At 34.0% G+C, this 13171-nt stretch carries 15 protein-coding genes; 13 read left to right on the top strand and 2 right to left on the bottom strand.

Translation table 11 applies throughout. The annotated features are described in order from the left end of the window. Position 1 precedes the first annotated feature (1 nt). From T367_RS0119940 to T367_RS0119880, 13 genes are all read left to right on the top strand, one after another. Positions 2-289 (top strand): ATP-binding protein, encoded by a 288-nt coding sequence (locus T367_RS0119940; RefSeq protein ID WP_035846528.1) that lies wholly within the window; start codon positions 2-4, stop codon positions 287-289. Positions 290-347: 58 nt separating this feature from the next. Continuing rightward, complete coding sequence (locus T367_RS0119935; RefSeq protein WP_027421404.1) at positions 348-809, top strand: YceI family protein; 462 nt, start codon at positions 348-350, stop codon at positions 807-809. Positions 810-911: 102 nt separating this feature from the next. After that, on the top strand, positions 912-1442 hold the full coding sequence (locus T367_RS0119930) for a YceI family protein (RefSeq protein WP_027421403.1): 531 nt from the start codon (positions 912-914) through the stop codon (positions 1440-1442). An 8-nt stretch (positions 1443-1450) separates the two neighbouring features. Further along, the gene (locus tag T367_RS0119925) at positions 1451-1858 is read left to right on the top strand and encodes a hypothetical protein (RefSeq protein ID WP_027421402.1); all 408 of its coding nucleotides are present in this window, start codon (positions 1451-1453) and stop codon (positions 1856-1858) included. 286 nt (positions 1859-2144) lie between these two features. Further along, positions 2145-2708, top strand: coding sequence for a Crp/Fnr family transcriptional regulator (locus T367_RS0119920; protein WP_027421401.1), 564 nt, complete (start codon positions 2145-2147; stop codon positions 2706-2708). 144 nt (positions 2709-2852) lie between these two features. Continuing rightward, positions 2853-3662, top strand: a complete 810-nt coding sequence (locus tag T367_RS0119915; RefSeq protein WP_084274498.1) for a type 1 glutamine amidotransferase domain-containing protein — start codon at positions 2853-2855, stop codon at positions 3660-3662. Continuing rightward, positions 3659-4051 carry an ACT domain-containing protein gene (locus T367_RS0119910; RefSeq protein ID WP_027421399.1) on the top strand — a complete coding sequence of 131 codons (393 nt, stop codon included), beginning with the start codon at positions 3659-3661 and terminating at the stop codon, positions 4049-4051. The genes T367_RS0119915 and T367_RS0119910 overlap by 4 nt, the downstream gene beginning before the upstream one ends. Positions 4052-4078: 27 nt before the next feature. Beyond that, positions 4079-4405: a DMT family transporter gene (locus T367_RS0119905; RefSeq protein ID WP_027421398.1), complete on the top strand. Its 327-nt coding sequence runs from the start codon at positions 4079-4081 to the stop codon at positions 4403-4405. Positions 4406-4516: 111 nt separating this feature from the next. Then, positions 4517-5359 (top strand): aldo/keto reductase, encoded by an 843-nt coding sequence (locus T367_RS0119900; protein ID WP_027421397.1) that lies wholly within the window; start codon positions 4517-4519, stop codon positions 5357-5359. A gap of 12 nt (positions 5360-5371) precedes the next feature. Continuing rightward, entirely contained in the window at positions 5372-6595 is a 1224-nt protein-coding gene (locus T367_RS24605; protein WP_072032234.1) for a GNAT family N-acetyltransferase, read from the top strand. Positions 6596-6692: 97 nt separating this feature from the next. Then, positions 6693-7253, top strand: a complete 561-nt coding sequence (locus T367_RS0119890) for a hypothetical protein (protein WP_157454330.1) — start codon at positions 6693-6695, stop codon at positions 7251-7253. A gap of 159 nt (positions 7254-7412) precedes the next feature. After that, on the top strand, positions 7413-8291 hold the full coding sequence (locus tag T367_RS0119885) for a helix-turn-helix domain-containing protein (RefSeq protein ID WP_027421395.1): 879 nt from the start codon (positions 7413-7415) through the stop codon (positions 8289-8291). An 89-nt stretch (positions 8292-8380) separates the two neighbouring features. Next, positions 8381-9277: a 3-hydroxyacyl-CoA dehydrogenase gene (locus T367_RS0119880; protein WP_027421394.1), complete on the top strand. Its 897-nt coding sequence runs from the start codon at positions 8381-8383 to the stop codon at positions 9275-9277. A gap of 87 nt (positions 9278-9364) precedes the next feature. Here the strand turns inward: T367_RS0119880 and T367_RS0119875 are convergent, their stop codons facing one another. Then, positions 9365-12301: an FAD-binding and (Fe-S)-binding domain-containing protein gene (locus tag T367_RS0119875; RefSeq protein ID WP_027421393.1), complete on the bottom strand. Its 2937-nt coding sequence runs from the start codon at positions 12299-12301 to the stop codon at positions 9365-9367. Between the two features lie 115 nt (positions 12302-12416). Continuing rightward, a complete protein-coding gene (locus tag T367_RS23330) occupies positions 12417-13055 on the bottom strand; it encodes a cysteine hydrolase (RefSeq protein WP_035846509.1) in 639 nt (212 codons plus the stop codon). Between the last annotated feature and the right edge of the window lie 116 nt (positions 13056-13171).

The raw sequence follows: 13171 nt of genomic DNA, 5'->3' as shown, positions 1-13171 counted from the left end.
AATGGACGAAAAGAATATAAAATGTGATGAGACAAGCGGTAAATTAAAACCAGTCATTAACCCGAACAGTTGCGGCGGAAAAGAAGACTGTATTCCCGTATGTCCATATGATGTTCTTGAGATGCGAACAATAACTGACGAGGATAAAAAGGATCTAAATCTTAAAGGAAAAATCAAAACCTTTTTTAATAACCAAAAAGCATATTTAAAAAACGAAGACCAGTGTCATGCTTGTGGCTTATGCGTCCAAGTTTGTCCAGAAAAAGCAATTAAACTAGTACGCAGATAACAAACAAATTTAAATACAAATCGATGACAGAAAGTCTCATCAAAATAAATTAATTCAAATGGAAATTAAAACATCAAATTCAACAGTAAATTTTACAATCAAAAAATTATTTTTTCTTACAGTAGAAGGAAAGCTACCAGGAGTTATAGGAACCGTCAATTGGAATGAAAATGACCTTTCAACTTCAAATGTAGAACTCCAAATTCCATTGGCTAATTTGGATACAAAAAATGCTAAACGAAATGAACACCTAAAGCAAAAAGACTTTTTTAATGTAGCCGAATATCCCAAAATAGTATTTTCAAGTAATGAAATAACAAAGGAAAACAATCAGTTTTGGGTTAATGGATTGCTAATGATTGCAGGGACTACAAATAATATTAAATTTCCCTTTCAACTAAAGGATGGCAATATTACTGGAAAATTGAGTCTTGATCGTAATGATTTTAAAGTTGGTAAAATCCCTTCATTTATAGCTTCAAACATTGTTAATATCACTTTCAATTGTTTAATCTCTTAGATTGGTTAAAAAAGTAGATCTCTTAGTCATTTCTTAAGGTACCTTAATTTTTATTCCCCTCATTACCCATAAATTTGTTCAAACATATAAATTAAAAAAATCATGAAAACAATTAATTATTTATTACTTACCGGAATAGTACTTACACTTTCCGCTTTTACAATCAACCAATCAATTAACTGGAATATTTCTGACAATCATTCCATAAAATTTTCAGGAACAGATGTTGAAGGAATCTTTAAGGAATTGGACGGAGATGTACAATTTGATGAAAACAATCTAGCTGGTTCAAAAGTCGTTTTTACCATTCCTGTAAATTCAATAAACACGGGAAACGGCACTAAAAATAAGCATGCAGTGAGCGATAAATGGTTCGATGCAGAAACTTATCCAAACATTAAGTATACTGCGCATAAGTTTATCAAAACCTCTAGTGGTTATGAAGCAGTTGGTAATATGGAAATTCACGGAGTTAAGAGTGAAATGACCATTCCGTTTACATTCAAAAACAATACTTTTAAATCTAACTTTTCAGTGAATAGATTAGCTTATAACGTTGGAACCATGAAAGGAATGTCGAAAAAGGTATCTGATGCTATCAAACTAGAAGTGATTATTCCAGTAACAAAATAATTTATACAATGAGATTAAATTTCCTTCACGGCATAATCGCCGGAACATTATCCGCAATTGCCGGTATTGTTTATCTTGAACTTTATCAAAACCTAAACTTCGTTGATTTCAGTTTAGTAATTAACATGGGAGCTATTGCAGGCTCATCAATAATTGGATGTATGCTAATGGCTTTAGGTTATGTATTTCTTGATCAAATAAAAAAATCAAACCTTAAAGGTATCTTGAATTTAGTAATCATGTTATTGTCTTTTTTAAGTATTCTTGGCCCAATTATGATGTCTCTTCCTTTGGACTTGGACTTTCCAGAATTGTTCCCTGGCCTTGTAATACCTATGCACTTTTTTCCAGCAATGATTTTCTTTGGTTTGGCACCATTCTTCAAACCTAAATTAGCGCTCAAAAAAAATTATTAATCTTGAAATAGCGATGGAACGAATAAAGCGGTTTGGGTATCTACTTAAACCGCTTTTTTTTTATAGAAATAATGTTGCAAGCTATAATCGCGTATCCGTTGCGTGTGCCTTTCTTAATTGCTTTGACAAACGGACTTGTTATTTTGTTATTTTTATTGTCATTTGTGGGCCGTAAAGCCAACTCATTCAAATAGTACCTAAAGTTTAAACAATAAACTTACTGTGCTAAAACTTTTTAAACCACTGAATAATACCAATATTGCAAAACAAGTTAATCGTATAATAAATGGATTTAGACCAAATTATAGATCATATATATCCCCTTCCAACGGCATCTAAAAACGCCATTAAGGAATCGATAATTGAAACTAAATATCCAAAAGGACATATTTTATTTAAGGTTAACAAAGTTGAAACAAGCATTTATTTCATTAAAAAAGGAATTGCAAGAGCCTATGCCTATTCGGATGATAACCAAATAACATTTTGGTTTGGGCAAGAGGGCGATCCTGTAGTTTCAATGAAGAGTTATGTTAACAATCAAAAAGGGTATGAAGATGTTGAGTTATTGGAAGATTGTGAACTTTATGAATTGAAAACTAACAAACTTCAAGCACTCTTTTTAGAAGATGTTCATATTGCCAATTGGGGCCGAAAATTTGTCGAATTCGAGCTCATAAAATCAGAAGAAAGACTTATTGCCTTGCAATTTAATACAGCAACAGAACGATATGCAACACTTCTTAAAAATTATCCGAGTATCATTCAACGGGTGCAATTAGCGCATATCGCGTCCTTTTTGGGTATCACTCAGGTTAGTTTAAGCAGAATAAGAGCGAAAATAAAATAAGGCTACTTTTTATCATTTGTTAAATGGTTTCTCTGAAAAGTTGATGAATTTTGTACCATAGAATTTTTTATCTCATGGATGTTGTATGGTTATTTCATCATTTGAAAAAAATCGAAACTATTAATTAAAAATAAAAAAAATAAAATGTCAAGTTCAACAAAAATCACAGCACTACTCTTCCTCTTCTCTTTTACTCTTCTTCTTTCAAGTTGCAATAGTAAAACCGAGGATGCAAAACCAACGACAAGTGCAGAAACAATAGAGAATAAAAATTTAAAAAAGATCTTATTCGTTGTTACCAGTCACAATGAAAAAGGAAATACTGGAGAAAAAACAGGTTATTACCTAGGAGAGGTTTCTCATCCTTGGAATGTTCTACACGCTGCTGGTTATGAAATAGATTTCGTAAGTCCCCAAGGGGGAAAGGCGCCAGTAGATGCTTTTGACATGAATGATTCGATCAATAAGAAATTTTGGGATAATGATATTTATCGCAATAAAATTGAGCATACTAAAAAACCGAATGAAGTCAATCCAGCTGAATATGTAGCGATTCATTATGCAGGTGGTCATGGTGCGATGTGGGACTTTGCTGAAAACACTGAAATTGCATCGATTGCAGCTAAGATTTATGAAAACAATGGAATAGTAAGTGCAGTTTGTCATGGTCCTGCTGGTCTTGTGAATATAAAATTAAGTGATGGATCATACCTTGTAGACGGTAAAAAAGTAAATGCTTTTACCAATGAAGAAGAGGTTAAAGTAAATTTAGAGGATGTGGTTCCTTTTTTATTAGAAGACAAATTAGCTGAGCGCGGTGCTATTTTTGAGAAGTCTGCCCCATTTACGCAACACGTTGTTACAGATCAAAGATTAATCACAGGTCAAAATCCACAATCAGCGCACAGTGTTGGAGAAGCGACTTTAAAAGAATTAGAAAGATTAGATAAATGAGTGGAGAAAAAAATTTAGCAGTCCTACTTCAATCAATGAAACCTAAGCAGCAAATAGGCGAATATGTATTTTGCAAAACAGAAAATTTGCAGTCAATCGACTTGAATCAAATCGTTATGTTTTTTAAAGAGGAAGAAAGTATTACGATTATTACTAAAAAGGAAGTCGCTGATCAACTCAATTTGAATTATTCATTTGTTGCATCATGGATCACACTTACCGTTCATTCTTCTCTAGAAGCTGTTGGTTTAACAGCTGCATTTTCTAAGGCATTATCCGATAATGGAATTAGTTGTAATGTCGTTGCAGCTTATCATCACGACCATATTTTTGTCGCAAAAAAAGATACGATAAAAGCAATGGAAATTTTGAATGCGTTTTCGAACTAAAATTCTTACCGAACAATATAAAATTAAATGAACTGGATATTATTAATACTCGCAGGACTTTTTGAAGTGGCTTTTGCAACTTGCCTCGGAAAAGCAAAAGAAGCAAATGGAATTGAATCAACCTATTGGTATATCGGATTCTTCGTCTGTTTAACTGTAAGCATGCTATTACTGATAAAAGTAACGCAACAATTACCAATTGGAACGGCTTATGCCATTTGGACAGGTATCGGTGCTGTTGGAACAGTATTAATGGGTTTTTTTTTATTTAACGAACCTGCGACCATGTGGAGATTATTCTTTTTAACAACTTTAATCACGTCAATTGTTGGCTTGAAGTTCGTTTCGAATTAAAAGGAATTAATAATTGACAAAAAGGTTATTCATATCGAAGAAAATTATAATTTTACTATAGCCATGAAATTTCAAGTGGCAAGTAAAAACCCAAATTAAAAAACGTCACAGATGAACAATTTCTTCAAATTAAACAACGGCATAAACATTCCTTCAATTGGATTTGGCACTTGGCAAACGCCAGATGGTGAAACTGCAATCAATGCAATAAAAGCAGCGATTGAAAGTGGTTATAGACATATCGATGCCGCCGCGGTTTACAAGAACGAAGTCGGCGTTGGTGAAGGAATTAAAGGTTGTGGAATTCCACGAGAAGAATTATTCGTGACGAGTAAACTGTGGAATACTGAACGTGGTTATGAATCGACTTTAAAGGCCTTTGAGCAAACTTTAAACGATTTGCAATTGGATTATCTAGATTTATATCTCATTCATTGGCCAGCCAATGCGCAACAATTCAGCAATTGGAAAGATCTCAATTCAGAAACATGGCGCGCAATGGAAAAACTACAAAGTGAAGGCAAGATTCGTTCGATAGGAACAAGTAATTTCTTACCACATCATTTGGAGGCTTTATTAGAAAAAGCGACGATCACGCCAGCGGTTAATCAAATAGAATATCACCCTGGTTTTACACAGGATGAATGTGTCGCTTTTTGCAAGAAAAATAATATTGTCGTTCAGGGATGGAGTCCACTTGGAAGAGGTGAAGTATTGGACAATGCAACGCTTATAACAATTGCAAATAAATACAATAAATCGGTCGCACAAATTTGCATTCGATGGGCCTTACAAAACGAGATTCTACCTTTGCCTAAATCGATCACGCCACATCGTATCAAAGAAAATTTTGAGGTCTTTGATTTCGAAATTTCTTCAGATGACATGACGACAATCAACCAATTAAAAAACATTGGAGAATCTGGATTAAACCCAGATACTGTGACATTCTGATAAAAACGATTGATGAAAATTTGCCTCGTTCAATCGAAGTCTAAAAGCGGAAATATTCAGGAGAATATAAAAAATCACTTGAACTTAATTAAGCGTGCGATCGAATTTAAGGCAGATTTAATCATCTTCCCTGAATTGTCTGTCACTGGATACGAACCTCCCCTAGCGAACGAATTAGCGAGCAATATGGACGATCGTATTTTTGTTCCATTCCAAACTTTAGCCAATGAAAATGGTATCAGTATTGGTGTTGGTATGCCTTTGAGAGATCCTAAAGGAATAAAAATAAGCGTGTTGATTTTTCAACCGAATCAGAAAATTCTTGTTTATTCAAAACAACAGCTTCATTCGGACGAAACGCCTTATTTTGTTAACGGTAATCATCAAACCATCTTAAATATTAAAGGGCTAAAAATTGGAATTGGTATCTGCTTTGAAACTTTACAGCGCAATCATTTTATAAATGCCCAGCAGCAAGGAATGGATATATATATTGCAAGTGTTGCCAAATCTCAAAAAGGAATAGATAAAGCCTATTCACACTTCCCTAATATTGCCAAGGAATTCAGTATCCCTATTTTAATGTCGAATTGTTATGGTTTTTGCGACAATTTTGAAACCGTTGGACAAAGTGCAGTATGGAATGAAAAGGGAATATTGATTGGTCAGCTTGATGACAAGCATACCGGACTAATCATTTATGATTCAGAATTGGCTAAAATCACAACTTATCAGCCAATTATTGAAAAGGGAAAAACGAATGATTTAGAAGCATTGTTGCAAATTTATTTAAATGCCAAATCCAAGTTAATAGAAAATGGAATTCATCAGTGGACAGATAATTATCCGACCAAAACGATTATTGAAAATGACTTAAAAGCTGGAGTTCTTTTTCAACTAAAAATTGACAATGAAATTATAGGCGCAATTAACCTGAGTGAAGAGCAAGAAACCGAATATCAAACTATTCCTTGGGAATTTGACGATGCCAAAGTTTTGGTGATTCATAGACTTGTGATTGACCCTAAATATCAAGGTAAAGGACATGCGCACTATCTAATGGATTTTGCTGAAAATTATGCCATATCATATGGTTATAAGGCTATACGACTAGATACTTATAGTCAGAACAAGCAGAATATCAAATTCTACCAAAAACGCAATTACATCGTTCGAGGAGATGTGTATTTTCCAGGAAGAGAATTTGCTTTTCATTGTTTGGAAAAAGAGATCTAAGCATCCACTTATAATCTTTACGAATGTAGCGTTTTACTAATGTTCAATATCGAATGAATACATGATAATTAATCTTATTATTGCAAAAAAAAATCAAATGACAAAATACTTCATCGCTTTCTTATTTATCACGTCAATTTTGCACATTAACGCGCAAGGCAATGAAAATGATTCTATAATTGTAGCTGATAATTTATCATCTGATGAATTTTATAGCATTCAAACAGCTGGATGGATAATTGTAGATTTCAATTCCGAAAAAAGTATCTGTAATTTTTCAAACGAAGACTATGTTCTCTACTTCAATATTAACTGTACAGACGCTAAGCTTAAACCTACCTATTTAATAGAGTACAGTAATAATTATAGAGACGGTAATTATGGAGGTCTTGATTTTACAAGCTCAAAAAAAGACACTGATTCAACAACAGTATACTTGATTGATGACATAGCATTCGACAACCCTTTTACTCCTTATGATGCTTATAAATTAGATGTTTTTTTGACAGCCTTAAAAACAGGAAAAGTACTCACGATGAGTTTTTATTATTACGAATATGATATCGTTTCAGATGCCGATGAATTAACCCTCAATCGAACGATTAGTTTTCAATTAAAAAACAATCATTTATTGAATACTGCGACAAATTGTAAATAGGATCTTAATAGAAAAGATCCTATTCTTTCGATTAAAACACTAATAGGCTGAGCAATTAACCGATATAAGATGAAGCGCTATTCATTCACGCTTTATTTCAAGTGAAATCATTAACTTTAGTGACACAGAGAACTAATTATAACGATTGAATTAAAACCATTGCGTCTGTATACAAATTTAAAACAAACACTTTCATTTTGCAGTGTTGAGAATGACAAGCCATATTTCCTTTCGTTGGCATCTACAGCAGCTGACTTAAATGAAAAGGCATTTCATATGGATTTCTATTCATTTGGTATCTGTACCGAAGGTAAAATGACAATGGAGGTTGATAATAATGATTATAAAATTGAAGCAAATAGCTTTCTAATTGCTGCACCATCAACCACTGTTCGATTCAAAGATGTCAGTCAAGACATTCAATTCAAATACCTTCTTTTTGAGAAAAATTTCTTACTCAAAAACCTGTCGAATCCTTTTATCATTGAGAAAACAGTTTTGTTTCAAAAGGGCACCTACGCTATTTCCAAAACAGATGATGGAACGAGTAAAAATTTACAAAACATTCTTAATTATTTGGAACTGAAGTCGAACCAAGCTGGTAAATTCACAGATGAAATCGTTCGAACCATTATAATTAATCTGATCCTTGAGGTTGCTGAAATCACCCATCAAATTATTCCGAAAATAAAAAATGAAGACAAAACAATATCAGACGTTTATTTAGCCTTTAGAAAACTGATCTTAGAAAACATACTCATCAATAAATCAGTACAGTATTACGCCGACAAATTGAATATTTCCAATAAATACCTCATTGAAATTGTAAAAAAGGCCAGTGATAGAACGCCACATGAAATCATTGACGAACTCTTATTAAAAGAGGCTTATGTTCTGCTTGGAGACACAACACTTACCATATCAGAAATAGCCTTTAAACTCCAATTTAATTCAATTTCAGCCTTTGGCCGATTCTTCAAAAAGAAAGCTTCTCTTTCCCCTTCTCAATATCGATTGAAAGAAAATCTACAACATTAAAAAATTAAGGATAGTATAACTGAATTTAAGGATATACTACACCTATATTATAGTCGTATCTTTGGTTTATAACATTAAAAATCAATAAAATGAACTATAAAAATATAACAATAGCAGGCAGTGGCGTTCTAGGATATCAAATCGCATTTCAAACTGCATTTCATGGATTTCAAGTAACTGTTTACGATATCAATGACGAAGTTTTAGAAAAAGCTAAAGCAAAATTCCTTCCGATGAGTGAGGCATTTAAAAAAGACTTAAACGCTACACAAGTTCAGTTAGACAAAACATTTGTGAATTTAAAGTACACATCCGATCTGAAAGAAGCTGTAAAAGATGCTGATTTAGTGATTGAATCTGTACCAGAAAACCCAACAATAAAAATTGGTTTCTACGAAAATTTGGCAAAGGTAGCGCCAGAAAAAACAATCTTCGCAACCAATTCATCGACAATGATACCAAGTCAATTTGCTGAGTCGACAGGCAGACCTTCTCACTTTTTAGCATTGCATTTTGCCAATAGTATCTGGAAACACAATACTGCTGAGATTATGGGACATGCTGGAACAGATCCTAAAGTTTTTGAGGACGTTGTTGCATTTGCAAAAGCAATAGGCATGTTGGCTTTACCGCTTAAAAAAGAGCAACCGGGCTATATCATCAATTCAATGTTGGTTCCGTTCTTTAATTCGGCTACAGATTTATTAATTAAAGAAATAGCTGATCCAGAAACAATTGATAAAACTTGGATGAAAGCAACAGGTTCTCCTACCGGTCCTTTCGCAATGCTTGATGTTGTTGGAATTACAACCTTGTATAATGTTGTTAAAATGGCTGCAGACAAGACAAATGATCCTGTTAAGATTAAAACAGTAGCATACCTTAAAGAAAACTTTATTGATAAAAATAAATTAGGATTATCAACTGGAGAAGGATTCTATAAATACCCGAATCCAGCATATAAGGAAGCAGACTTTTTAAAATAATCAACCTGAATACTTTTTAGAATACAATTAAACAAAAAGCGGCTTTGATGGAGTATCAAGGTCGCTTTTTTTGCGTAAGACGAGTAGCTATTTTTTAAGCGCTGCCCATAAAACCTCAACAGGGTGAATGGCTTTTCTTTCAGTTGCGTCTTTAATTTGATGTCTACAACTCGTTCCAGCTGCGACAACTTGCACATTCTTACTCGAATTATTAATAGCAGGAAAAAGTACCATCTCCCCTACTTGTTGACTCAATTCAAAATGTTCTTTTTCATAACCAAACGATCCTGCCATACCACAACATCCTGAAGGAATTAAAGTCACTAAATAGTTAGCAGGCAATGATAAAACACCAATACAATCGTTTATATCACCCAATGATTTTTGATGACAATGACCATGCAATAAAAGTTGTTTTTTATCCGCTGTAAAATCGGCTGCTGTGATCTTCCCTTTTTTCATTTCCATTGCCAAAAACTCGTCAATCATAAAAGTCGATTTACCAATTCTTTTAGCGGTATCTACCAAATTGGCATCTACCAGTCTTGGATATTCGTCTCGAAAACTTAGTATAGCAGAAGGTTCAACACCCAATAATGGCGTTTGCTCATCTATTAAATGTTTAAAAATCTCCACATTTTGATTCGCCATTTCTTTTGCTCTATTCAGTAATCCTTTTGAGATCGCCGCACGTCCACTTTCAGGATGTTCTACCAATTGAACATGGTATTTTAAAGCTTGTAACAATTGAATCGTTTTAATCCCAATCTCTGTATCATTCCAATTGGTGAATTCATCACAGAAAAGAATAACCGTTCCATTTTTCGCAGTTGATTGTTTATAGTTTTTTTGATACCATTTACGCAAACTAATTTTATGAATGGTTGGCAATGATCTTTCCGTTGCGACACCTAAAAATTTCTTTGCCGTTTTTGATAAAAGCGGATTCGTTAAGAAAAAATTATAAACCCGCGGAGCAATTCCCCCCAGATTATTAAATACATTAATATAAGCAAATGCTTTTGCCCTTAATGGCACACCATTCGTTTGATAATACTTATGTAAAAATTCAGCTTTTAAGGTTGACATATCCACATTTGAAGGACATTCAGATGTACATCCCTTACAAGACAAACACAGGTCCATTACTTCTTTAATTTCTTTGTGGTCGAATGGATTTTCTTTGTCACTTTGCGTTAAAAATTCACGCAATGTATTAGCCCTTGCTCGCGTCGTATCCTTTTCATTTCTTGTTGCTTGATAACTCGGACACATCGTTCCACCAGACAATGGTAATTTCCGGCAATCTCCAGAACCGTTACATTTTTCAGCCGATCGCAAGATGCCGCCATTCTCTTTAAAGTTAAAAACAGTTTTAATCTCTTTTGCCTTTACATCTGCTTCATACCTCAACGAAGTATTCATAGGTGGTGTATCCACAATTTTATTCGGATTGAATATGTTATTCGGATCCCATGTTGCTTTTATCCTTTTGAAGAGCTGATAATTCTCTTCCCCTACCATTATTGGAATAAATGCTCCTCTCAATCGACCGTCGCCATGTTCTCCACTCAAAGAGCCTTCGTATTTTTTTACCAATTTTGCTGAAGCTTCACCTATTTGGTAGAACTGTTCAACATCTTTCCCGTCTTTTAAATTCAAGATTGGTCGAATGTGTAACTCCCCTGCTCCAGCATGCGCATAAACAACTTGTTTTTGACCAAATCCATCTAACATATCGCCAACCTCACCAATATAATCTGCTAAATCTTCTAAAGCAACAGCAGTATCTTCTATACATGCCACAGCTTTCTTTTCACCAGGGATATTTGCCAATAAGCCCAAACCTGCTTTACGCAAGTCTCTAATTTTCTCTGTATGCGCTGGCGGAATGATAGGAAAAGCATAACCCATTTCATGCGCTTTTAGATCTGCGACCAATGTTTCCGCCTTAAACATTGCCTCTGCTATCGTATCTTCTCTAAATTCAATCATTAACAAAGCCTCAGGATCGCCTTCAATAAACCAACGGTTCTTATTCTGGTTGATATTCTCTTTTGTACAATCTAGAATGATTTTATCAATTAATTCACATTGTGTTGGCGTATGTTTCATCGCCAATTGAGTTGCGCGCAGACTTTCTGCCACTTGCGAAAAGTGAATACAAACCATGACATCTTGCGGCTTTTGAACAGCATCTAGGTGTAATTTAATTTCTGTAGTAAAGGCCAAAGTACCTTCACTACCGGTAAGTAATTTACAGAAATCGAAAGGTGTATTGGTTGCTGAAAAAACAGCCGTCTCTAAAAGGTAATCCAAAGCATAACCTGTATTTCTTCTATGGATACTCTTCTTTGGAAAATGCGTTCTTATATTCTCTTGATTTTTAGTTTGATCAAGTTCTAATTTTATTTGTTGGTAGATCGTTCCTTCAAGCGAATCTAGTTTTGTTTTTTTGTCGAATTCATCAGCATTGAGTGCTTTAAAAGTCACTTCTTCTCCATTCGACAAAAGCGTATTTAATGATAAGACATGATCTCTTGTTGAACCGTAAATGATAGATGTGGCGCCAGAAGAATTGTTTCCAACCATTCCCCCCATCATTGCACGATTAGCGGTGGAAGTTATTGGACTAAAGAATAAGTTGTAAGGCGCTAGAAAATCATTCAATTCATCTCTTACAACACCAGGTTGAACTTTTACCCATTTTTCAGCGGCATTAAATTCTAGAATTTGGTTAAAATGTTTAGAAATATCTACAACAATTCCATTCCCTACTATCTGCCCTGCCAATGATGTTCCTGCTGCACGTGGAATTAATGAAGTATGATATTCGTTCGCAAAACTGATGAGTTTTTTAAGGTCATCAATATTCATTGGAAGTGCTACAGCCAAAGGCATCTCTCTATAAACAGAGGCATCCGTTGCATAAATCACCCGCATCATATCACTATAGTGAAATTCCCCTTCTAAGTCTTGCGCCAACTTCTCTAAAACCAAATTGCTGATCCCTGAATCTATCATGTTTATTATAATGCCATTGTAAAGAAACACCAATTTAGTGTTTCAAATATTTATTTAATCAAAAAAGGAGAGAAATGTCGAACATTCTCTCCTGATAACAAATTCAAATTATTAGTTATTCGTAACCTTTTCCTTCTAAAACCAATTCATCTTTTCCATTCACAACATTAATAAATTCTTTGCTGCTCATTGGTTGACTGAACATTGGAAAATCTTTTTCGATTGCATTGTTATGCTCTTCGATACTTAAACCTGCACAACAATCATTTAACGTCACAACATTAAATCCATTTTCATAGGCAGTTCGCATAGTAGACTCCACACAACAGTTCGTTAAAAACCCACCAATTGCAACATTTTTGATTCCTTTACTTCTCAAAATGAAATCTAAATTCGTACTGTGAAATCCACATAATCCACGTTTCCCTTCAATCACAATATCATCTTTTTCTGGAGATAATACATCAACGATTTCAACGCCCCAAGTCGATTTTTTAAATGCATTATTATCAACAATACCTTTTAAAATACCATAAGGTTTATTGGTCAATTCTTTATAATTATCAGCAAATGAAATTGGAATATGAATGATTTGTAAACCTTGTTCTCTTGCTTCTTTAACAAGTGCGACGGTATTTGCTAACATATTGGTTTCATCCATTACCGTTTTAACGCCTCCATGAAAGATTCCACCTTCCGTTGTAAAATCATTCTGAAATTCGATTAAAATAATTGCCGTTTCATTCTTGTTCATATTTTTTAGTTTAAGTGAAAATAAATTAAGAAAATAGTAAACTCCACTATTTAATATTTGCTCTAAATTACCCTACCTTTAGTGAGAATCATGTCACAATTGTGGCAATCAATAGC

Origin of the sequence: Crocinitomix catalasitica ATCC 23190, assembly GCF_000621625.1 — a bacterium.
Lineage (GTDB): Bacteria > Bacteroidota > Bacteroidia > Flavobacteriales_D > Crocinitomicaceae > Crocinitomix > Crocinitomix catalasitica.
The sequence above is the reverse complement of the archived record's forward strand: the minus strand, read 5'-3'. Positions and strand labels throughout refer to the sequence as shown.

Bases quoted from the DNA above. Each gene is read 5' to 3' on its own strand.
- T367_RS0119940 (WP_035846528.1), top strand. From the start codon at position 2: ATGGACGAAAAGAATATAAAATGTGATGAGACAAGCGGTAAATTAAAA.
- T367_RS0119935 (WP_027421404.1), top strand. From the start codon at position 348: ATGGAAATTAAAACATCAAATTCAACAGTAAATTTTACAATCAAAAAA.
- T367_RS0119930 (WP_027421403.1), top strand. From the start codon at position 912: ATGAAAACAATTAATTATTTATTACTTACCGGAATAGTACTTACACTT.
- T367_RS0119925 (WP_027421402.1), top strand. From the start codon at position 1,451: ATGAGATTAAATTTCCTTCACGGCATAATCGCCGGAACATTATCCGCA.
- T367_RS0119920 (WP_027421401.1), top strand. From the start codon at position 2,145: ATGGATTTAGACCAAATTATAGATCATATATATCCCCTTCCAACGGCA.
- T367_RS0119915 (WP_084274498.1), top strand. From the start codon at position 2,853: ATGTCAAGTTCAACAAAAATCACAGCACTACTCTTCCTCTTCTCTTTT.
- T367_RS0119910 (WP_027421399.1), top strand. From the start codon at position 3,659: ATGAGTGGAGAAAAAAATTTAGCAGTCCTACTTCAATCAATGAAACCT.
- T367_RS0119905 (WP_027421398.1), top strand. From the start codon at position 4,079: ATGAACTGGATATTATTAATACTCGCAGGACTTTTTGAAGTGGCTTTT.
- T367_RS0119900 (WP_027421397.1), top strand. From the start codon at position 4,517: ATGAACAATTTCTTCAAATTAAACAACGGCATAAACATTCCTTCAATT.
- T367_RS24605 (WP_072032234.1), top strand. From the start codon at position 5,372: ATGAAAATTTGCCTCGTTCAATCGAAGTCTAAAAGCGGAAATATTCAG.
- T367_RS0119890 (WP_157454330.1), top strand. From the start codon at position 6,693: ATGACAAAATACTTCATCGCTTTCTTATTTATCACGTCAATTTTGCAC.
- T367_RS0119880 (WP_027421394.1), top strand. From the start codon at position 8,381: ATGAACTATAAAAATATAACAATAGCAGGCAGTGGCGTTCTAGGATAT.
- T367_RS0119875 (WP_027421393.1), bottom strand. From the start codon at position 12,301: ATGATAGATTCAGGGATCAGCAATTTGGTTTTAGAGAAGTTGGCGCAA.
- T367_RS23330 (WP_035846509.1), bottom strand. From the start codon at position 13,055: ATGAACAAGAATGAAACGGCAATTATTTTAATCGAATTTCAGAATGAT.